At 67.9% G+C, this 20,559-nt stretch carries 17 protein-coding genes and 1 tRNA gene; 11 read left to right on the forward strand and 7 right to left on the reverse strand.

The genetic code is table 11. The annotated features are described in order from the left end of the window. Positions 1–56: 56 nt before the first annotated feature. Positions 57–1,532 (forward strand): DHA2 family efflux MFS transporter permease subunit, encoded by a 1,476-nt coding sequence (locus tag ACT01A_RS23295; RefSeq protein WP_445149497.1) that lies wholly within the window; start codon positions 57–59, stop codon positions 1,530–1,532. On the opposite strand, the gene ACT01A_RS23300 is transcribed toward ACT01A_RS23295, so the two are convergent. Continuing rightward, positions 1,529–1,858 (reverse strand): hypothetical protein, encoded by a 330-nt coding sequence (locus ACT01A_RS23300; RefSeq protein ID WP_445149498.1) that lies wholly within the window; start codon positions 1,856–1,858, stop codon positions 1,529–1,531. The two genes, ACT01A_RS23295 and ACT01A_RS23300, sit on opposite strands and share 4 nt — an antisense overlap. Positions 1,859–1,988: 130 nt before the next feature. Here ACT01A_RS23300 and ACT01A_RS23305 point away from each other — a divergent pair, with 130 nt between their 5' ends. From ACT01A_RS23305 to ACT01A_RS23315, 3 genes are read left to right on the forward strand one after another with little or no spacing between them, the layout of a single operon-like run. Then, positions 1,989–3,119, forward strand: coding sequence for an FAD-dependent oxidoreductase (locus ACT01A_RS23305; RefSeq protein ID WP_445149499.1), 1,131 nt, complete (start codon positions 1,989–1,991; stop codon positions 3,117–3,119). A 40-nt stretch (positions 3,120–3,159) separates the two neighbouring features. Then, positions 3,160–4,311: a hypothetical protein gene (locus tag ACT01A_RS23310; RefSeq protein ID WP_445149500.1), complete on the forward strand. Its 1,152-nt coding sequence runs from the start codon at positions 3,160–3,162 to the stop codon at positions 4,309–4,311. Then, positions 4,308–5,837, forward strand: a complete 1,530-nt coding sequence (locus ACT01A_RS23315) for a phytoene desaturase family protein (protein ID WP_445149501.1) — start codon at positions 4,308–4,310, stop codon at positions 5,835–5,837. The genes ACT01A_RS23310 and ACT01A_RS23315 overlap by 4 nt, the downstream gene beginning before the upstream one ends. An 81-nt stretch (positions 5,838–5,918) precedes the next feature. On the opposite strand, the gene ACT01A_RS23320 is transcribed toward ACT01A_RS23315, so the two are convergent. Next, a complete protein-coding gene (locus ACT01A_RS23320) occupies positions 5,919–6,452 on the reverse strand; it encodes an HNH endonuclease (RefSeq protein WP_445149502.1) in 534 nt (177 codons plus the stop codon). Positions 6,453–6,661: 209 nt separating this feature from the next. Between ACT01A_RS23320 and ACT01A_RS23325 the strand changes: the two genes are divergently transcribed. Next, on the forward strand, positions 6,662–7,603 hold the full coding sequence (locus tag ACT01A_RS23325; protein WP_445149503.1) for a hypothetical protein: 942 nt from the start codon (positions 6,662–6,664) through the stop codon (positions 7,601–7,603). Between the two features lie 7 nt (positions 7,604–7,610). Continuing rightward, positions 7,611–8,258: an HAD hydrolase-like protein gene (locus ACT01A_RS23330; protein ID WP_445149504.1), complete on the forward strand. Its 648-nt coding sequence runs from the start codon at positions 7,611–7,613 to the stop codon at positions 8,256–8,258. 9 nt (positions 8,259–8,267) lie between these two features. Here ACT01A_RS23330 and ACT01A_RS23335 read toward each other — a convergent pair whose 3' ends face one another. Next, complete coding sequence (locus tag ACT01A_RS23335) at positions 8,268–9,185, reverse strand: DUF892 family protein (protein ID WP_445149505.1); 918 nt, start codon at positions 9,183–9,185, stop codon at positions 8,268–8,270. Between the two features lie 80 nt (positions 9,186–9,265). Here ACT01A_RS23335 and ACT01A_RS23340 point away from each other — a divergent pair. Next, a tRNA-His gene (locus ACT01A_RS23340) sits at positions 9,266–9,338 on the forward strand. 719 nt (positions 9,339–10,057) lie between these two features. Here the strand turns inward: ACT01A_RS23340 and ACT01A_RS23345 are convergent. The 3 genes from ACT01A_RS23345 to ACT01A_RS23355 form a co-directional block, all read right to left on the reverse strand. Further along, complete coding sequence (locus ACT01A_RS23345; protein ID WP_445149506.1) at positions 10,058–10,696, reverse strand: hypothetical protein; 639 nt, start codon at positions 10,694–10,696, stop codon at positions 10,058–10,060. A 1,589-nt stretch (positions 10,697–12,285) separates the two neighbouring features. Then, the gene (locus ACT01A_RS23350; RefSeq protein ID WP_445149507.1) at positions 12,286–12,471 is read right to left on the reverse strand and encodes a hypothetical protein; all 186 of its coding nucleotides are present in this window, start codon (positions 12,469–12,471) and stop codon (positions 12,286–12,288) included. Between the two features lie 50 nt (positions 12,472–12,521). Next, entirely contained in the window at positions 12,522–13,232 is a 711-nt protein-coding gene (locus ACT01A_RS23355) for a hypothetical protein (RefSeq protein ID WP_445149508.1), read from the reverse strand. A gap of 645 nt (positions 13,233–13,877) precedes the next feature. Here ACT01A_RS23355 and ACT01A_RS23360 point away from each other — a divergent pair. The 4 genes from ACT01A_RS23360 to ACT01A_RS23375 all read left to right on the forward strand — a co-directional run bounded on the left by ACT01A_RS23360 (position 13,878) and on the right by ACT01A_RS23375 (position 20,106). After that, the gene (locus tag ACT01A_RS23360; protein WP_445149509.1) at positions 13,878–14,879 is read left to right on the forward strand and encodes a DNA-methyltransferase; all 1,002 of its coding nucleotides are present in this window, start codon (positions 13,878–13,880) and stop codon (positions 14,877–14,879) included. Positions 14,880–15,125: 246 nt separating this feature from the next. Next, positions 15,126–17,570: a hypothetical protein gene (locus ACT01A_RS23365; protein ID WP_445149510.1), complete on the forward strand. Its 2,445-nt coding sequence runs from the start codon at positions 15,126–15,128 to the stop codon at positions 17,568–17,570. Continuing rightward, positions 17,567–18,514 (forward strand): hypothetical protein, encoded by a 948-nt coding sequence (locus ACT01A_RS23370; protein ID WP_445149511.1) that lies wholly within the window; start codon positions 17,567–17,569, stop codon positions 18,512–18,514. Before ACT01A_RS23365 ends, ACT01A_RS23370 begins: the two co-directional genes overlap by 4 nt. Further along, positions 18,511–20,106, forward strand: a complete 1,596-nt coding sequence (locus ACT01A_RS23375) for an SIR2 family protein (RefSeq protein WP_445149512.1) — start codon at positions 18,511–18,513, stop codon at positions 20,104–20,106. Before ACT01A_RS23370 ends, ACT01A_RS23375 begins: the two co-directional genes overlap by 4 nt. On the opposite strand, the gene ACT01A_RS23380 is transcribed toward ACT01A_RS23375, so the two are convergent. Then, complete coding sequence (locus ACT01A_RS23380; RefSeq protein WP_445149513.1) at positions 20,093–20,308, reverse strand: hypothetical protein; 216 nt, start codon at positions 20,306–20,308, stop codon at positions 20,093–20,095. The genes ACT01A_RS23375 and ACT01A_RS23380 overlap by 14 nt on opposite strands. Positions 20,309–20,559 lie beyond the last annotated feature (251 nt).

The raw sequence follows: 20,559 nt of genomic DNA on the forward strand, positions 1-20,559 counted from the left end.
TTAGCTACGACCTCTCCCTGAATCCCCCCGAACCTTCCCGAGGAGCGACCGAGACGATGACCGACACACCGACACCCACCACCCTCGACGACCGCAGCCGCTGGATCGCCCTGGTGGTGCTGTGCGTGGGCATGTTGATGATCGTGCTCGACACGACGGTCGTCAACGTCGCGCTGCCGACGATCCAGGAGGACCTCGGGTTCTCCGCCTCCGGCCTGGCGTGGGTCGTCAACGCCTACCTGATCGCGTTCGGCGGCCTGTTGCTGCTCGCGGGGCGCTTGGGCGACCTGATCTCGCGCCGTGACATGTTCCTCAGCGGCCTCGCCGTCTTCACGCTGTCCTCGATCGTCTGCGGCATCGCGACCTCGCAGGAGATGCTCGTCACCGCGCGCTTTATCCAGGGCGTCGGCGGCGCGATGACCTCCGCCGTGATCCTCGGGATGATCGTGACGATGTTCCCGCCCGGAGCCGAGCAGGCCAAGGCGATCGGCGTGTTCGCGTTCGTCGCGAGCGCCGGCGGCTCGATCGGGTTGCTGGCCGGCGGCGTGCTGACCGACGCCATCAACTGGCATTGGATCTTCTTCATCAACGTGCCGATCGGCGTCGTCACCGCCGTCCTGGCCACGCGCCTGCTGCCGCGCGACAAGGGCGCCGGTCTCTCCGCGGGCGCCGACGTCCTCGGCGCGGTCCTGATCACCGGCGCGCTGATGCTGTTGGTCTACACCTTGGTCAAGCCGGCGGCCGACAAGGGCTGGGGCGCCACCGAGACGCTGGCGCTCGGCGCGATCGCCATCGCGATGATCGGCGCGTTCATCGCCCGCGAGGCGACGGCCGCCACGCCGCTGGTGCCGCTGCGGATCTTCAAGTCCCGCAACATCTCCGGGGCCAACGCGATCCAGGTCCTAAGCGTCGCCGGCATGTTCGGCATGTTCTTCATGGGCACGCTCTACCTCGAGCGCGTCCTGAAGTACGACGCGATGCAGATCGGCCTGTCGTTCCTGCCCGCGACGCTGCTGATGGGCGGCCTCTCGCTCGGCTACACGGACAAGCTGATCATGCGCTTCGGCGCGCGCAACGTGCTGGTCCCGGGCCTCGTCCTGGTCTGCTCGGCGCTGGCCTGGTTCACCCAGATCTCCGCCGACGGCACCTACCTCGTGGACATCCTCCCGGCGATGGCGCTGTTCGGGATCGGCGGCGGCACCGCGTTCCCGGCGCTGATGACGCTGGCGATGGCGGGCGTCGAGCCCCAGGACGCGGGCCTGGCGTCCGGCCTGGTCAACACGACCGCCCAGGTCGGCGGCGCGGTCGGCCTCGCGGTCCTGGCGACGCTCAGCTCGACCCGCTCGGACAAGCTCACCGCCCAGGGCAAGCCGCTGGCCGAGGCGCTCACCGGCGGCTACCAGCTCGCGTTCGTCGTCGGCCTCGCCCTGGCCTTCGCCGCGCTGCTGGTGGCGGTGTTCGTGATCAAGCCTGTCCCGGCGCAGGCCCACGGGCACGCGCCCGAGACCGACGCCGAAGCGGTTCCGGCCTAGGCGCCGCTCAGCAGCCCGCGGTCGATCGCGTGGCCGGCCGGGGCAGCCGCCGGACGAGTGGCGGCGACCGGGACGGCCACCGGCGCGGCCGCGGGTGCGGGGGCGACCACGACGTGCTGTTCGCCGGCGATGTACTCCTCGCTGCCCATCAAGTCCATGATGTAGCGGCAGAGCAGGCCGGCCAGGACGATGATCAAGGCCATGAACAAGCCCATGACGGCGAGGCTCGACGTGGTCAGCATCCACACCTCGACCAGCACCGTGCCGTAGAGGATCGCGTTGACGGCGGCGATGAACGCGCCGGGGGACTTGTCGATGAAGTTCATGCCTAGATGGTCGTCGCGCGGAGGCGATCCGACGACGGGAGCGGGCCGCACAGAACGTCCGTAGAAGACCGCAGTCTGCGAGCGGGACCCTGCTGTCGACAGGTGCCCGTGCGAGGACGAACCTGTATGTATGCCTTCCACCGACCCGCTCCACATCGTCGTCGCGGGTGGCGGCGTCGCCGCCGTCGAGACGGTCCTGGCCCTTCACGAGCTCGCGGGCGAGCGCGTCAAGATCACGCTCGTGGCGCCGCAGCCGGACTTCGAGGTCCGCGCGCTGCGTACCGCTGAGCCGTTTGCCGCCGACCACGTCCGGCGCCGCTCGCTGGCCGACCTGGCGCGCGACACGGGCGCTGAGCTCGTCGCCAGCACGGTCACGAGCGTCGACCCCGAGCGCCGCGCCGTTCGCCTCGCGACCGGCCGCGCGCTGCACTACGACGCGCTCGTGCTCGCGCTCGGCGCGCGCCCCCGGCCCGCGTTCGCGCGCGCCCTGACCTTCGCCGGCGACGAGCCCGCGACCGCGTTCGGCGGCCTGCTCGCGGACCTGGAGGAGGGCTGGACGCGGTCGGTCGCGTTCGTCGTCCCGCCCGGCGCGACCTGGCCGCTGCCGCTCTACGAGCTGGCGTTGCAGACCGCCAACGACGTCCGCGGGATGGGCGCCGACGTGTCGCTGCGGATCGTCACGCCCGAAAGCGCGCCGTTGGCGATCTTCGGCGCTGAGGCCTCGGCCGCGGTGCAGACGCTGCTGGACGAGGCCGGGGTCGGGTTCATCGGCGACACCTACGTGTCGGCCGACGAACGCGGCCGCCTGCTCGACGCGCCGTTGGGCCTGCCGCTCGGCGACGAGCGCACGGTCGCGTTGCCCGTTATGGAGGGCCCGGCGCTCCCGGGCGTGCCGTCCGACGGCGCGGGCTTCTTCGCGGTCGACGAGCACGGCGCCGTGCGCGGCGTCACCGACGTGTACGCGGCGGGCGACGGCACGACCTTCCCCATCAAGCAGGGTGGCCTGGCCTGCCAGCAGGCGGACGCGATCGCCGCGGTGCTCGCGCAGCGCGCGGGCGCCGAAGTCGACGCCACGCCGTTCAAGCCCGTCCTGCGCGGCCGGCTGATGACCGGCTTCAAGGCCTCGCACCAGCTCGACGGCCATCCCCGGCCGGTCCTGTGGTCGGCCGAGCGCAAGGTCGACGGCAAGTACCTGTCGGCCTGGCTGGGCGACAACGGTGAGAAGCGTGACGCATGCACACTCGCCATCCCGCTCGGGTAGCGCGACAATGTCAGAACCCCACACGAAAGGACCCCTTTCGATGAACCCCCAGACCGATCCCTCCATCCACGACGAGGAGCTCCTAGAGCACGTCGACGATGCGCAGGAGGTCGAGGCGCAGCAGCGCGAGGTCCCGCGCTCCGGGCCGTTGCGCTTCGCGCGCATGACCGGCTCGTCGATCGCGGGGCGCGACGCCGCCCCCTGGGTCACGGACTTCCTCAACGCCGCCTATTACCGTCGCGCGGTGGACGAGCGCGACGTCGACGACCTGCGCCTCGCGTTCAGCGTCCTGACGACCTACTGGTACAACAAGGACACGCACCGGCGGCTGCACGTCAGCGACCTGCCGGCGTTCCACAAGGCCTTCGGCGCCGAGCGCTTCAACACCGACCAGTCCGCGCGCGGGACACTCTCGCGCGCGCAGCTGGAGGACGGCGCGGCGAAGCTGATCGGCGACTGGTTCCCGGCGGCGTACGCGGATGACGCGCGCCGCGCGTACGGGATCGCGTTTGAGACCGTCGAGGATCGCAATGCCTATAACCCCGAGCGTCGCCGCGTTCTGGCCAAGCTCGGCGAGCTGACGCCCGAGAGCGCGCCGCTGGAGGAGCAGACCTGGCACACCTACCCGCCGGTGGCGATGCCGTCGGCCGAGGCGGTCATCGGCGCGCTGACCAAGCCCGAGACGTGGCCGGACTACGCCTCGGAGATCGGGCGCTTCACGCCGCTGCGCGAGGGCGGGCTGGACGGGCAGACGTTCGAGATCGAGGTCGCCGCGGGCACCGACTCCGGCCGCCCGATCTTCACCCGCGGGTACGTGACGATCACCACGCTGGTGACGCCCGACGACCCGGAGGCGCTGGCCGCCTACTTCGCCGCGCTAGAGGACGGCCTGGCCAAGTACGGTGACAACGAGCCGCGCGCGGTGCCCGAGGAGGGCACGCCGCTGGTCGGCTTCGATCTCACCACGCACCAGGGCCACTTCATGGGCAACGGCCACAACCGGCTGTTGTTGTACACAATGCCGGACGGGACGGCGTGGGTGAAGGCCGCGGGCACGTGGGACCCGATGCCGTGGCACATCGACAAGGCCTACAGGATCGCCGGGCGCGAGGCCCAGCACGCGTTCTGGGGCCAGGGCGAGATCGAGCGCCTCAGCCTGCTGCACCAGCTCGCAAAGCAGATCGCCTCGTGAGCGCCGCCGCACGCACCGACGCCGTCGTCATCGGCAGCGGGCCGAATGGGCTCGCCGCCGCCATCCGCCTGGCCGAGGCCGGGCGGGAGGTCGTCGTGCTGGAGGCGGCGGACGCGCCGGGCGGCGCGGTGCGCACCGAGGAGCTGACGCTGCCGGGCTTCCACCACGACACGTTCTCCTCGGTCTACCCGGCCGGAGTGGCGTCGCCGGTGTTCGGCCGGATGCCGCTGGATCGCTTCGGCCTGGAGTGGGTGCATCCGCAGGCCTGTTACGGCACGCCGCTGCCCAACGGCGACGCGGCGATGTTGTACCGGTCGATGGACGACACGGTGGCGTCGCTGAACGCCCTGCACGCGGGCGACGGCGACGCGTGGCGCGACTTCGCGACGCCGTTCCTGGACTCGTGGGACGCGTTGCGGGCGACGATGCTCGCGGGCTTCCCGCCGGTCGGGGGCTCGTTGCGGCTGCTCGGCAGCGCCGGGCCGCTCGGGACGCTGAAGTTCGCGCGGCTGCTGCCGGAGTCCTCGGTCGGGCTGGCCAAGCGGCTCTTCGACGGCGGCGCGGCGCGCGCCTGGCTGTACGGCGCGGCGATGCACGGCGACACGCCGCCGCAGAAGCCCGGCGGCGCGATCGCGGCGTCGTACCTGAACTGGATGGGCCACGCGGTCGGCTGGCCGTCGCCGCGCGGGGGCGCGGGCCGGCTGTCGGGCGCGTTGGTGGGGTACTTGGAGTCGCTGGGCGGCGTGGTCCGCACGGGCGCGCGCGTGGTCGGCGTGACCAGCGCCGGCGGCCGCGCGACGGGCGTGACGATCGAGGGCGGCGAGCGGGTCGCGGCGGACATCGTGATCGCCGACGTGATGCCCAACGCGCTGGCGTCGCTGGCGGGCGACGCGTTGTCAGGGTGGTACCGGTCGATGCTCAAGCGCTTCGTCTACGGGCCCTCGACGCTGAAGGTCGACTGGGCGCTGGACGGCCCGATCCCGTGGGAGAACGAGGCCGTTCGCGGCGCCGGGACCGTGCACGTCGGCGGGCCCGAGGACGAGCTGCTGAACACGATCGAGACGTCCGGGCACGGGCTGCCGGAGCGGCCGTTCCTGCTGCTGGGTCAGCAGACGATCGCTGACCCGACACGCGCGCCGGAGGGCAAGCACACCGCGTGGGCCTACACGCATGGGCCGGCCAATGGCGTGGACTGGGATGACGCCGCGACCGCGCGCCACGTCGAGCGCGTCGAGGCCCAGGTCGAGCGCTACGCGCCCGGGTTCCGGGATCGGATCCTCGCGCGGCACGTCTTGTCGCCGTCGGACCTGGAGGCCAGGAACCCCAACTTGATCGCCGGCGACGTCGGCGGCGGGTCATACATGTTGCGCCAGGTGATCTTCCGGCCGGTGCCGTCGATCTCGCCCTACCGGACGCCGCTGAAGGGCCTGTTCATCGGCAGCGCGGCGGCGTTCCCGGGCGGTGCGGTGCACGGCGTGCCGGGCGATGCGGCAGCGGGCGCGGCCTTGCGTCGGGGGCCGTTCTAGGCGACTTCGGCGGCGGGAGCGCAGGTGAGTCGCCTTAGGCGTCTGGACTCCTCTTAAGCGTCCGTCAGGGGGTGCGACGGTCTAGCCGACCGTCGCGCCCTTGCGCTGGTTGCACGGGGCGCAGAGGACCTGGAGGTTGTCGGCGGTCGTGGCGCCGCCGAGCGCGATCGGGATGATGTGGTCGAACTGGAGCTCGAAGCGCTCGCCGCACTCAACGCAGGCGCCGCCGTCGCGCTCCCAGACGGTGCGGCGCAGGTCGCGAGGGAGGGGATCGCGCCGTTGTTCTTGTGGTTGCTCTTGCTGCTGGAGCGCCTGGTGGGCGCGGTCGAGGCGGCGCCGGGCGCGGGCGCGGCGCTCGTGGACGAGGGCGAAGACGTCGTCGGCGTCGAGGTCGTCGTCGGTCCAGAAGAAGCGGTCTAGGCACCACCAGTAGGTGCGGCCGTGAGAGGTCTCCAAAACGGGGACAGCCGTCTGTTGCTGTCGCTGCTGGAGGTCGGCGTGCTCGGCCGGGCGCAGGCCGCGAGCGGCGGAGTGGCGGCCGGCGGAGAACGTCAGGCGGCGGAAGAGCCAGCGGCCGTGGACGGTGAAATGGGCGTTGGAGGCTTCGCGGAGCATCGTTGAGCGGGGACAACCTAGGAGGCGTGGCGGACAGGATGCACGGACGCTTGCGCTCAAGCGACGTGTCCGCGCCGACCTTGTGGCCATGCGCGCCTTGATGTCGGCCGTCGCGATGGTGCTCGTTCTTCCAGCGACCCCGCGCGCTTCTCTGCCGCGCTCTATCGCGCGCTCGTCGCTGCGTCCCGAGTCGTTAGGGTGCGGCGCGCATGCCGTCCCTTCGCGTCACGCATCTCGCCGCGCTCGCCATCGGGGTCCTCGCGGCGCTCGGGGCGTGCGGCGGGGGAGAGGCGCCGGCGACGACGACCGCCACCGCACCCGCGCGCACCACAGCCGTGCCGAAGTCCAAGGCGTCAGCGCCCGCGCTCTGCGGGCAGCTGCGCGTCCGGGTCGCTGGGCGCGTGAGCGCGGACGAGGCGACCGAGTTGTCCGGGTTGGTCTTGAGCCCCACGCAGAAGGGCGTGCTTTGGGCGCACAACGACTCCGGCGATCGCGCGCGGCTGTTCGCGCTGCGGACCGACGGGTCGCTGATCGCCTCGCTCGACGTCCCGGGCGCCGACGCGGTCGATTGGGAGGACATCGCGGTCGGGACCGACGACACGTTGTTGATCGCCGACATCGGCGACAACGGCAAAGTGCGGACGTCGATCGACGTCTGGCGCGTGCCCGAGCCGCGCCTGGCCGACGGCCCGCCGGCCACCGCCGGCGCAACCCGGTTGACCTACACCTACCCGGACGGCGCGCATGACGCCGAGACGCTCTTGGCCGATCGCAAGACCGGTGAGGTGGTCGTCGTCACCAAGCAGGTCGACGGTCGCGCGGGCGTCTACGCGGGGTCGGTGAGCGCCGGCGGCGCGCTGCGGCACGTGGCGACGTTGCGCCTCGGCCTCGGCGGCCTGGCGACGGCGGGCGACGTCAGCGCGGATGGTCGCGTCGTCGCGATCCGGACCTACACCGCGTTGTACGTGTGGTCGCGTCGCGCGGGCGCGTCGATCGCCTCGACGCTGAAGCGCGCGCCGTGCGTGGGGAGCGCGCCGCTCGTCCGCGAGGGGCAGGGCGAGTCGCTGGCGCTCGCGCGCGACGGCCGGTCGTTCTACACCGTTCCCGAAGGCGCGAACGCCGCGTTGCGCCAGTACACCACGAAGAAGTGAGCTCTTGATGGACTTGAGCGGCGCCGACGCCGTCCTGTTCGACCTCGACGGCGTGCTCGTGGACTCGCGCACCGCATTTGTCCGGTCGATCAACGCGGCCTTGGACGAGCACGGCCTGCCGGAGCGGAAGGCCGACGAGCTGTTGGAGTACTTGGGTCCGCCGCTGCACCGGACGATGGCGCTCTTCGCACGCGACGAGGAGCAAGCCGACGCGCTGGTGGTCAGCTACCGAGCGAGATATAGGCGAACGATGGCGCAGGAGAGCGAGGTGTTCGCCGGCATCCCCGAGACGCTGGCGGCGCTGGCCGAGACGCTGCCGCTGGTCGTGGCGACGTCCAAGGCCCAGGCGTTGGCCGAGCCGTTGCTGGAGCAGCTCGGGTTGCGCGATCGCTTCGCCGCGGTGCACGGCCCGCGGCTACAGGCGCGCGACGAGTCCAAGTCGCTGACGATCGCCCGCGCGCTGGAGGGCCTGCCGCACGCGCGGCGGCCGGTGATGATCGGCGACCGCAAGTTCGACGTCCTCGGCGCGCGCTCGCACGACATGCCCTGCGTGGGCGTGCTGTGGGGGATCGGCAGCGAGCGCGAGCTGCGCGAGGCCGGCGCGGCGGCGCTGGTCCACGAGCCCCGCGAGCTCGTGGACCTGCTGACCGACTGAACTGAGGACCTAGGACTTCTTCGCGCGCGTGGAGCGCGTGGAGGAGGCGCGCGACGTCGTCGTCTTGCGCGCCGCCGGCTTCTTGGCGGCGGCCGTCCCGCCGCTGGCCTTGCGCGTCGTGGACGTGCCGCTCGCCTTCTTGGCGGCGGTGCTGCGCGAGCGCGTGCTGCTCGAGGCCGCGCCGCTGGTCGCCTTCTTGGCCGCCGCGCTTGTGCTGCGCGAGCGTGTGCTGCTCGACGCCGCGGCGCCGGTGGTCTTCTTCGCGGCCGTGCTCCGCGTCGACGACGAGGTGCTCGCCTTCCGCGTCCGGGTCGTCCCGCTGCTCGACGCCGACGCCGCCGGGGCTGCGGCCGCTGCGGGCTTGCGCTCCTTGGCCGGCACGTCCTCGCGCACGACCTGCTTGGCCAGCTGCGGGATCAGCTTCTGGAGGAACGTCGCCATCCGCTCCTCTTGGCGACGGAACTCCTTGGCGAGCTTGGCGGTGTCACGGTCATACAGCGCGTTGGCGAGCTCCTCGATCGCGAGGTAGTTCGCGATCTCCTCGAACTCGTTCTGCAACTCGGTCTTGGCGTTCTTCAGGAGCTTCTCGGCCTCGCCGGTGCCGCGGATCGCGTGCAGCGGACCCTGAGCGAGCGCGACGCCCTTCTTCGCCGCCGCGGTCACCTTCGCGGCCGCCTCCGACGCGGCGTCCGGACCCGGCAGCGAGACCGCCTCGGCCTTGCCGCCAAGCGCCTTGATCCGGCGCTCCAGCCCCTTGGCCTGGGCAGAGGTCTCCTTGAGGTGCTCGCTCAGCCGCTTCTTGTACGCGTCGCGCGACGTCATCGAGATATGCGCCTTCAGCGCGGTCTCGAGCTCCTTCTCCTTGCCATACGCCTCGTTGAGGTACTGGATCAACTTTGCTTCTCGGGTGCTCGGCTCGCCGGGCATGGGTATGGCTCCTCCTCGGGAAATCGACTCCCCGTCGCCTTTCCCGCCACGCCCGTGGTCTACACTGCTCTTCTGACCTGGTGGGCGTAGCTCAGTTGGTAGAGCTCCTGGTTGTGGTCCAGGTGGTCGCGGGTTCGAGTCCCGTCGCTCACCCTCCTCGAGAAGCCCCGCATGTCGCGGGGTTTCTTCGTTTTCGGGGCGGAGCCAGGATCGCCGCGGGAGCGGGGCTGGTTCAGGCACTAGTGCCTTTATTCGCCGACATCGCTGTCGGTGGGTGCCGATTTCGCGCGCATCGGCGGTTGTCCCCGGCGGGCGCAGACGCTCCGTCCGGTGCTTGGGGACAGCGCCCGCACCCAGTCGTTGGCGGCGGTGCAGCCCTCGCCTCAGGTTTCTCGGCGCTCCGGGGTGGTGGGCGATGAGGTAATCCGTCAAAGACGACCCTGCCAGCGGGCCGGCCCCGGGCCGGGCATCTGCCGGACGATGCCGTGGCGAAACCTCACCACAGCTGATGCCGGGTCGCTGCCGGACAATGCTGGTGTGTGATCAGCGTCGCTCTCCCGTTGCGACTCCTGTCAGGGCCGGTGGCGTCGCCGTGCTCGGATCGGCCAGGGGTCGTCGTCGCGAATGCCCGCCGCGATCCGTCGGCGGGGGACGGGCTTGAAGCGACGATGGCGACCTCACTCCTGTCGCTTCTTGGAGCGCTGCGCCATGGCCAAGCCGCCACGGTCGACCCTGGTCGATGACGTTCTTGATGGCCTCGGACGGCGAGCCTGACGGCGGGTGCGGGCGGCCTGGCGGCCCACCTGGAGCGGGTGGGCCGCCGATTGGGGCCGTGCCGCGTGATCGCGGCTAGTGCTTCGCGCGATTGGCGGTTATGCAGTGCGAAGGATGTCCGGGCCGTTTCCGCCGTTGGACGTCAGCGTGAGGGTTGTCGCGGAGATGTGCGCGATGTCGTTGTTACCAATAGCGCAACCAGAGCCAGTTATGCGCAGGCTCGACGAAGTCGCGCGGATCGCCGTGTCGGCGCTGCCGGCGTTGTTGGTGTAGGTCCCAGGCGCCGTGCCCTCGATGTGGCAGATCTTCGCCCCCGAGGCTCCGAGAGTCACGCCGCAAGTCACATCTGCGGTTCCGGTCGTAGTGGTAGTGAGGGTCGGCTGCGCCGTCGCAGTCAGCACATACGAGCAGGTGACCTCCGTGCTCTGGCCGGCGACGGTACAGCCCTGGTAAGTGGCCGTGCCCGTGACGCCGCTGTAGGTCACGCCCGCGAACGAGCCCGCGGTGTACGTACCCGTGACCGTCAAGCCCGGGCAAACCTGGATGCTAGTCGCCGACAGCGTCGCCTGGCCGCCCGTGGCGGTGAATGTCCCTGTGCCGGCGATGTGCCATGTGACCGCGCTGGCCGTTCCGGCCATCGCAGCGACAACGGCTGCCACCGACGTCATGAGGACGACGAGGCGGGAGATCCTGCTCATGGTGATCACCTTGATCCTGGTCTTGGTGTCGCGGTGCACCGCACCGCAGGACAACTGGCGCGCCGTGGCGCTAGGACCCTCGCTACGAGATCAGGTGATCGCTCTCCATCGCCGACCGACCGGCCTCACCGCCCGCACGCCCTTTCCGGCGACGGGACCGGCGGCTTGCGAACCAGCGACGATGACACAGCACGCCCTCACCGCCAGCCAGAGCCAGACCGGCAAGACCTGCCCGTCGGCCGCCACAGCGCCGGCACCGAACACCGTTCCCCCGCAAACGAGCGCTGAGCACCACTCATCAGCCAACCGGCAGGTCACCACACCCAGATCACCCTCAGTCCTGCCCCACCGGCACACACACCTAGCCCGGCTCGCAGCCATCACTCGCGCCCCAAGACCCACAGCCCGGCGACGGCGACCAAGCCCAACAAAGTCACTGGATCGCTCTGGACAGCAATCACCCGACGCTCGCCCACGGTCTCACGCGGCCCGGCCGGGGCTACGAGCCCGAACTCACCGTCATGGGCACGCCGGCCCGCACGTCGCCGATCTCCTCTTCTTAATCATGTTGACCGCTGATCGGGTCCCACGAAGGCATTGCTCTTGGTCTCGTGCTCGGAACCTAGGCCATCTCCGTCCGAAGAGGCGATCGGGCCAGTCTCGGGTGGATCTCAACGCGGACCCAGGTCGCGGCGCTGGCTGTCACGCGCTCGGGCACGCGAATTCCAAGAGTGCCTGACCGTGCAGAATCGGCCCGAATCCGCGGGAACGTCAACCGGCGCCGACCGCGGCGAGACCGTCGAAAGCCCTGCAAATAGCGAGGTCCGCCCGGATAGAGCTGGTGCTTGTGGTCCAGGTGGTCGCGGGTTCGAGTCCCGTCGCTCACCCTCGTCGAGAAGCCCCGCATTTGGCGGGGTTTTCTCGTTTTCAGGGGCGAGGCCGAACCGCCGTGATTCGGGGTCTGAAAAGGCACTAGTGCCTTTGTTTGGCGATATTGCCGTTGATGGGTGGCGATTCGCGCGCGTTGGGTCGCTGTCGGCGTCGTTTGCAGGCGCGCCGTCCCGGTGCCTGGTGGGCAGCGCCACGTGCCCCGGTCGTCGGGCGGTCGTGCAGGCCTCGCTTCAGCTTCTGGGCGCTGCAGCGCACGGTCCGTCGCTGCGGAGAACTCCATGGACGACACGAATCGCACTAGGGCGGCGCCTGGTGCTTGCCCATAGACGGCCATGAACACCAAGAACAACAATGGTTCGAGGCGTAGAACCGGCCGGCGGGAGTGGGGTGCGCGCGACTCGGTGTACTTGTACAAGTTGGTCGTGGCAACGAAGTGTCCCCGGAAACGGCTGGCAGCTGGGCGGTCTCTACAGCGTCTTGACGACGCTCCCCTTCGAAGGTGGTGGCTACCCGGTCTTGACCGAGATCGACGGCGACGCCCCGGCACTGAACATCAGATACAGCAGCAGATCGCCGCGGCATTGGTCCGAGCAGCGCCAAGCCGGTAGGGGTCTGCGCGATCCGTCCGCTACGACCAACAAGTTGCGTGGCTCGAGCGGCTGCTCAGCCTCGTGAGACAGGTTGCACGCTGGCGGCCGCGTGACACGGCGGTGACCTCATGGCCGACGTCCAGGAGGTCACTCGATCTGGACGAGAAACTTCCTGGAAATCAGCGTTTTCTCCTCGCCCCCGACCTCCTGGGTGCGATGCAGACGAGCTGCGCCGTAAAAGTGGGCTATTTCCAGCGCCTTCGCCGAGGCTTCGTTCGCGGTGTCGGCCTCGGACGCCGGCCGATACGGGGCGATTCCGGGGGATCCAGGCACTGCTGGCATTCCAGTGCCTGACCGATCGGTCCTCCGCCACTGGCGGACGTTCAGATGCGAAAAGGGCGGGAAGGGTTTCCGGCGTTCAGGCGCTGGGCGTCCCAATCGCACTGGGGGTTGACGTGAGAGCAGGCGTCACAGCCGGAAAAGGCAATGGGCTCGCCCTCGATGGCATCGGGGGACACGGCTTTCGGACGGCCCCACGAGGCGTTTGACCCGTTGCGAAAACGCACGAAAAGCTTGTCCATCGTGACGTGGAGGACGTAGCCTCGGCGATCGTTCACTCGGACCCGGTCTCCGACCCAGATTCCAGGACTGTCGATGGCCCGCCACAAGGCGAAGAACGCGGGCAGGACGATGGGGACCGCTACCGCTGCAAGGGCGGCGGTGCAGGCGGCGAGCGCTGCTCCATCGATATCGGGAACCGCCGCCGCGATGATCGCCGTCAGACCGACGACGACCGCGAAGCAGACGGCGATGTGCGCGACTGCGCGATGGCCATGCCAACCGCGGGTGACCTGCTCCCAGCGGGGTTGCTGCGACGTCCGGCACGGCGGCTCGGTCACGACCCCGTCGACTTGCGGCCGGATCCAGTACCAGTCGACGAGGCTGGAGGCGAACACGCAGAACCACAGCGCCATGAACGCAAAGAGCACCCACCGGATCGCCCGGCCTGCCTCGAGGGGCAGCGCGGGGACCGTTTTGGCCAGTACAGCGGACGCGACGCCGGCACCCGTGATCGTCGCGAGCTGGCGCGTCACGTGGTGGTCGCTCCCGCGGCGCCATGGCGACCGCTTCGCGCTCGCCAGCTGACGCGCGTAGCAATGATTCAGCCATGCCCACCAAAGGACGATCAGGACTAGCGGAAGCAGCACGCCAAGTGCTGTGCCGGACAGGCCGATCGCAGCGAGCGATAAAGCCAAGGCCGCCGCCTGAAGCCACATCCATGTTCGAGGGTTCACGAGCCGGGGTGGGGGCCGCAGAGGTGTCTATGCCGCTTAAGACGACCGGTCGATAGGCAACCTTATGTGGTTTACCCATGACTTAGCAAACCTCCGACATTCCAGGATTTGGCTCAGCTGCGGCGATCAGGCCGTTGCAGTGGTCTAAGACGACTACCGAGCGCCTGCGCCCCGGCCAGCTCGACGACCTCGTCATGACCCACATGCGCAAGCTCGCCGAGCCCGCCGGACCCCGCGCTCGGCCGCTCGACCGGCGCCGTGGTCAACTGCATGAAGCGCCGCCCCAAGGCCGGCGACCTCAAGCAGGTCAACGACAAGCCGCTGCGCTACCAGCACAGCGCTGTCTGAGATCCGGGACTGCCGTCGCTGGCGAGTCGCTCGACCAGTTCTGGCGACCGGGCAGGATTCATGCGGATCGATGCGAATTCAAAGGGGTCTCGGCCAATGAGCCGCGCCCGCGGCCGCCGTGACCACTCCCTTGTGACATCGCTCATCGTCCAAGAATCCCCCGCGGCACCGTTGGATCCGGGCTACGAAGTGATCTGCGCCGACGCGCTCGACGGGCTGGAGTCGCTGCCCTCCCAGAGTGCCGATCTGCTTGTCACCTCACCCCCGTACTGGGGCCTGCGCACGTACGGGCTCGATCACAACGACGAGATTCTCGATGAGTACCGCACCGAAACCGACAAACCCGAAATCCCTCCCGGATATGAGTGGTACCGCCGACGCGGAGGAGTGTTGGGCCTAGAGCCCTACCCTGAGTGGTACGTCAGTCACCTCGCCGACATCTTGGATGCAGCTTGGGACGTGCTCAAGCCCGGCGGCAGCATGTGGCTGAACCTCGGCGACACCTACTTCGCCCGCTGGTCAAGCATCCGTAGTGAAGGTCGCCAAGGTCTGGCCGGCGACAGCCGGCTGCGACGCCGCACACCCTCGGGCGGCATCCGCCATGACAAGCAGCTGCTGCTCTTGCCGTCGCGATGCGCGATCGAGCTACAAAGCCGCGGATGGATTTTGCGCAATGACGTGATATGGTCAAAACCCGATATCGGTCCGCGCCCAGAAACCGACCGGCTGCGTCTAGCTCACGAGCACCTTTTCCACTTCGTCAAGCGTCGCCCCTCGCGTCGACCGGCCTACTACTACGACCTAAGTGGGGCCGAGCCCGGCGCACGTGACGTCGTGCAAGTGCCTACCAGCCTCGGCGGAGACGGACACAGCGCAACGTTCCCGCCTCAGCTGATCCGTCCACGAATCGCGACATCTTGCCCGCCCGGAGGCACGGTGCTGGATCCGTTCTGCGGGACAGGCACCGCCTTAGTGGTCGCCCTTGAGCTAGAACGCGCGGCGATCGGCATCGAGCTCAGCCGCGAATACGCCAAGCTCGCACGCCGCAAACTTGCCAGCGCGTCGGCGCGCCAGGCGTCGACCGGCCGCGTGGCCTGACCTCCCCGAGCTGGCCAAGGGTGGGGATAACCGGGACCCCACAAGGCTGCACCGTAAAACGGACTTAGCGCTTAGTATCCACCTCGATGTCTATGTCTGCCGACTTCCCTCGCTCGGAGCTCTTGGACCACATCGTGCAAAGTCCAGTGGGGAGGCGGTTACTGGACGGGTTGCTCCAAGACGAGGCTCCAGTCGAACTCGCAATTGAGCTGTTCGTCGTGGCTGACACCCAGGGCTCCTCCTCTCATGAAGATTGAGTGTCGAGTTGTCGATGGTCAACTGCCGCTGGTGGCAGAGATCGGGCTCGAGAATGCCGTCACGCGCCTGGAAGGTGATAACGGCATCGGAAAGACCATCACGTCTGAAGTTCTGACCATCTGCTGTGGCCAACAGCCTCTGCGCGGTGATCGTCAACGAGCGCGGTGGACGTCGTTGCGTGATTTACTCGGATCGGTCGAGATCACGATCACTCAGCTGGCCGGTGGGCAGTCGGTGGCGTGGAGGTTCGACTCTCGCACGTGGCCCCAAGACCTCGCGACCGCGCGAGATGTCACCGACGAGTGGTTCACGGGGATCTCGATCGACGGACATTCCGCGTCGCTTAGCGACGTCCGGCAATTGGTTAGCGCCTATCGCTTGGCCGGTAACGAGGGTCTGGTCGAGACGCTGGTCGAGGAATGCGAGCAGGCGGCCCAGCAGGCCGACGTGTTCCGCGATGCAACCGAAGCACGCCGGAGTCTTTTGGGCGCCGAGATCGGGAAGCTCCGCCGCCTACTGAACAGCGTAAACGTCGACCAACTCGGCGAGCTGATGCACCGGGACGTCGAGCTCAAGCTCGAGCTTCAAGAGCAACAACAACAAGATAGGACGCTGGTTGATCAGCTCAAGCTCGCCGACGCCGCTCTGGCGGCTGCAGCGCGGCTGCGTGATCTGACCAGCGATGCCGACATTCAGGCCGAGATCGACTCCATCGTCCAGAGACGCTCGGACGTGCGCTCTGAACGCGACAAGCTGCAAGAGAAGGTGGATGAGCTCGTCGTCGAAGGCTCACGCCAAGAGGAAGCCAGAGAGAAGCTTGAGCGAAGCGAGCAGTCTGTCAAGCGAGCAACGACACAACTAACCAATGCGGCTGGAAGGCTGGGTCGCAGCTTGCAGAGCGCCGGGCTCCAAGGCGCTGAGGACATCGATCCGGAGCGTCAATCTGTTCGTGACGAGCTCGAACGGGCTCGTCGAGCACGTCGTGATATCTCGCTGGCCGAACCGCTCATAGAGCTCGGTACAAGACTCCTGGACCACCTCGAAGACGCAAGCGGGCAGGGCCTGGGCGATGAAACCATCGCAATCGATGCCGACGCCGAAACCCGTGAGCTGACTGTCCGTCGCCTAGCCGACGACGTGGACCGCCGCCGCGAGCAACTCGCCGTAACGCCCGACGACCCGGCGCTCGAGGAAATTAGCCAACGTGTCACAGAACTCGACCAACGACTGCAACAGCTCAACGAAGCCCGGAGCCTGGCCGAGAAGCGCAATACCGCTGCTACCCGCCTGCAAACCGCTCGCGAGCGCCATCAAAAGGTCAGCGAGGAACTGGATCCCGCGGCGGCCGAGCGCCTTCGGCAGACGCGCGAGCAGCTCAGCGCCTACGACGACGAGCTCGCCAAGCTCATGCAACGTCAGACGCTGCTTGAACAACAGCAAGCAGACTTGGAGTCCGGACCGCCGATCGAAAGCGTGCGGGCTGAGCTTGGCGCCGCGTTAGCGTCCCTGAGTACCACCACGGGTGAACTTGAGCGCTTACATCTGCAGCTTTCGCGTACGCGAAGTGGCCATCAAGCGCAGCTCGAAACTACCCGCGAGCAGGTCGCCGCCGTCCGGCGCGAGCGTTCGAAGCTATTGCGCGAGCTCGAGAGGCTCATCGCCGACTTGTGGGATAACGACGTCGTCGACAGTCTCGCCGCGCGGCTGCCCGAGCTACGGCCTGAATCCAACGCCGAGACCGGCGAGCAGCTGCGCCGGCTAGCCCGCCTCGACCAGCTAGTTCAACGCGTCGAAGACGAGATCGACGTCTTCGAGAACCAAGTGATCGCCATCCCTGACTTGCTGCGCGGGCTCGGCGGCCAAGTCCGTGGCCGTCTCACGGGACGTACGGACGCCAGCGCAACGGCAGCGCGCGATCGCGACCCCTATCTCGATATCGCAAAGTTGTGGCTATCGCGTATCGCTGAAGGGTGGTTCGCCGTTGACACGGTGCGCGAGCAGCTACTTGGACCCGACGCCGCGACGGTCACCGTCGACATCGACGATCGCCAAGTCACGGCCGTTGATGCCGACGGGCAGATCGTCGCGCAACGAAACCTCGACAGCTACTCCAGCGGCGAGCAGGCGTTCGCGTTTACCCGAGCCCGCCTCGCACTTATCGACCACCAAGCCAGCCAGCCGGGACGTCAGCGCCTAGTCATCCTCGATGAGTTCGGCGCGTTCGTCGCTCAGAACCTTCGCGCCCCACTCAACGAGTTCCTGGCTGACTGGACAGGGCAACACCCCAGGGATCGGATCTTGATGATCTTGCCCGCTTCTGAGGACTATGGCGCCCTAGTTCATGAAACGATCGGCCAGCTTCATGACCGCTACACCGAGCGGCTACGACAACTCGATGAGCGCCGCTACTTCCTGGAGAGTTGGTCCGAATGAGCGACCACGCTGACCTAGACGCTCTCAAGGACACCTTTGGCGTCTCGCCCAACATCACACGTCAGCGCGCGCAGTCGCTCAGCAGCGCTCTGCGGACTCTGTGGCAGGCTGCTTTTGGCCAGCTACCAGGGGAGCTTGCCAGCGACCTCGAGCTTGCCCGCAAACACTTCTTCGACCCGGTTGCTCAGGGCAAGCGTCTGCGCGAGATGGTGACGGCAATTGATGCCTCCCGCGGCGATGAAGTCCCAGCTGAGCTTGCGCTTGAGATTTCGGCCAGGCAGACGCTTATCACTCCCGAAGGCCGCGCGATGATCGCCGTGCTCGACGAGGCACTGACTGCCGAACCGTTTTCCGTCCTGTCAGGGCGGCCGGCTTACCACGAGCATGTCCTGTATCGGTGCTACCGCGACTGGGGTCGTCACCGCCTACGGCAAGTCATCGACCTGCTCGGCGATGACAACCTTCGAACTCTCGCCGTCGGGGTGTTGATCGCTCTGTTGGTCAATCGCTCCAACAGTATGCAGCGAGCGCTGCCGCGCTGGAAAGAAGCCAGCGAGCGCACCGCATTTGACCAGGCCTTCTTTGCTGCCGTTTACGCGTTTGCCGACCGCATCGATCAGCGTCGGCGCGCTCCAGGTAAAGAACGTTTGGTCGGCGGCTGGACACTGCACGAAGTCGTCCGTCGCCGACCCGGCGCCCTCGAACTGAACGACAACGAGGTCTACGTCAAGCCGGGGCGGGAAGAGGATCTGATCTCGCTGGCCGCATCTGCACTCGCGCGAAGCAGCGACCCGACGACCGTCGGCGACGCGTTCGACGCACTCGTCGACACCCTGCGCAAAGAGGCACCGATCCTTGCTCGCTACAACGCCTACTACGAGCGCGACTATGACACCAAGCAGCTTCGGGACCGCCTGCTTGAGAGCGTCGCTAACGTGCGATGACCGCTGCCGACCCTTTCCTACTCGCGCTGAGCGAGATGGTGGTCGACCGCGTCAATGAACCCCTGACCATCCACTCCGCCGCCGTCCAAGACACCCTTGGCGAACGCGAGCATCTGCTCGCCGGCCTCGTCTCGTCACGAGCCGGAGTACTCATCGACGCAAACGATCCCGTCTTTCAGATGCCGCTCGTGTGCGCCGAAAAGCCCGAGCTGAAGATCCTGCTTCGCTCGTTGATCAAGCCCGGGGACTTTGGTCCGGGTGCTGACGTGCAACTCGAGCACCAACACGGCGCAGTTGACGCCAAGCTCCGTCTCGGCGACACGATCGGTACACCCGGCAGCGCGCACGCGCAGGCGCTCGCACTCCTGCGGGCGTTGTTTGACGACCGCCTCCACGCCACGGAATTCGCGGTCATCACCTACTCCGAGTTCGAGATGAGGCACCCGCTGCGCAAGGCATGCCTGCGCTACCTGATGTCGATCGCGCCGGCGTTTACTAACTTGCGCACGCTGCTGATCTTCGCTCAGACCGACAAAGCAGACATATCCGTGCACTGCCAGTTCCGGCGAGGGATCCGGTTCTACATCTCGCGTGATGGGCTTCAGCGACGGAACCCGTCCGAGATGCTCGACGCCGACGCACAAGCTTTCGCACTGACGGCGCGCGAGCAGGCCGCGGTGCTCTTTCTCGGTGCCGGATTCAGCGCCTCATCGCGCATGCCTCTGGGCAACACCCTGCGCGATAGCGCCCTCACTGACCTCCTCGGCCGACCCTCGGAGCACATGACCAACGCGCAGCGCGGTCGCGCACTGCGGCGCGCCTTTTCCGGACGCGGTGTCCTGACCAGCGAAGAGGAAGATCCGGCTGTCTCCGATGACCAACTCGGCGCGACCCTGACGCTCGAGAAGGTCATACGCATGCACCGAGCGCACGGCGGACCTGCGATCCCGCGAGTGCTCGGCGAGTTCAAGCAAAGTCACGACAGCAAGCTGGCCAACGGTTACCGGGGCCGAGCCGTCACCGATCTTCAAGCTATCGCTGAACGGGGCGGCCATCGGCTCGTGGTCATCACCGTCAATTTCGACGAGCTGCTCGAACACGACAGCGATGCCTTCGACGTCGCCGTTACTGACGCCGACTTCCGGCGCATAGCCAAACGGCTGCCAGCCTACCTCGACGGCACCGACAACGACCCCCGCGTCCCGTACCTCAAGCTGCACGGCACGATCACCAAGACCAGCACCTGCATCATCTCTGACGCCGACACCATGACCGGCCTGCCGCACGCCAAGGAGACCGCGGTGCTGACCCTGCTGCGCCACCAGGTTGCTCCGCGGATCCCATGGTTCTTCGTCGGCGCCAGTATGCGCGACTACGACCTCGAAGGTCTCTACAAAGGATCGACATACATCGAGACCGTCGAGGAGCACTGGGTAGCGCCTTTGCCCGAAGCATCGATTTATGAGTTCGCCAACAGGCGCGAAGTCGTCTGGGGCCACGACGTGCAGCGTCGGCTGGTCACTGAAACAGCCGACGTGTTCTTTGCGCGCTTACGCCGCCTACTCGAAGCCCAGCCGGCTAATAGCCCATAGCCGCCGCGGATTCGTCACTGATCGCCATCCGGCTGGCGCACACCGCGTTGATCTCGTGCTTCCCAGATGGCGTCGCGGCCGAGGCGGTCCAGCGCCGCGCCACGCGCCACGCGGTTGGCGGCTCGATAGGCGGCGAACGTTCGAGTCCCTGCTGGGCCATCCGGCGCAGCTCGCTGGTGAAGAACTCGAGGCCGCGGCGCACACTGGCACGGATCCCGCGCCCGCATGTGCCGAGCGCCGAATCGCCGCTAATCCCCGACGAATCAGTCACATATCGCGGAATAAAGGCACTGGTGCCTGAAACGGAGCGGAACTCGGGGCCGATTCGGCCCCACCCCTAAACGACGAAACCCCCGCTCACGCAGGGGTTCCGTTCACATGGAGCTAGGGGGACTCGAACCCCCGACCTCCTGGGTGCGATGCAGAAGCGCTGCGCGACAGAAGTACCCGATT

It is taken from the genome of Baekduia sp. Peel2402, from assembly GCF_052567285.1.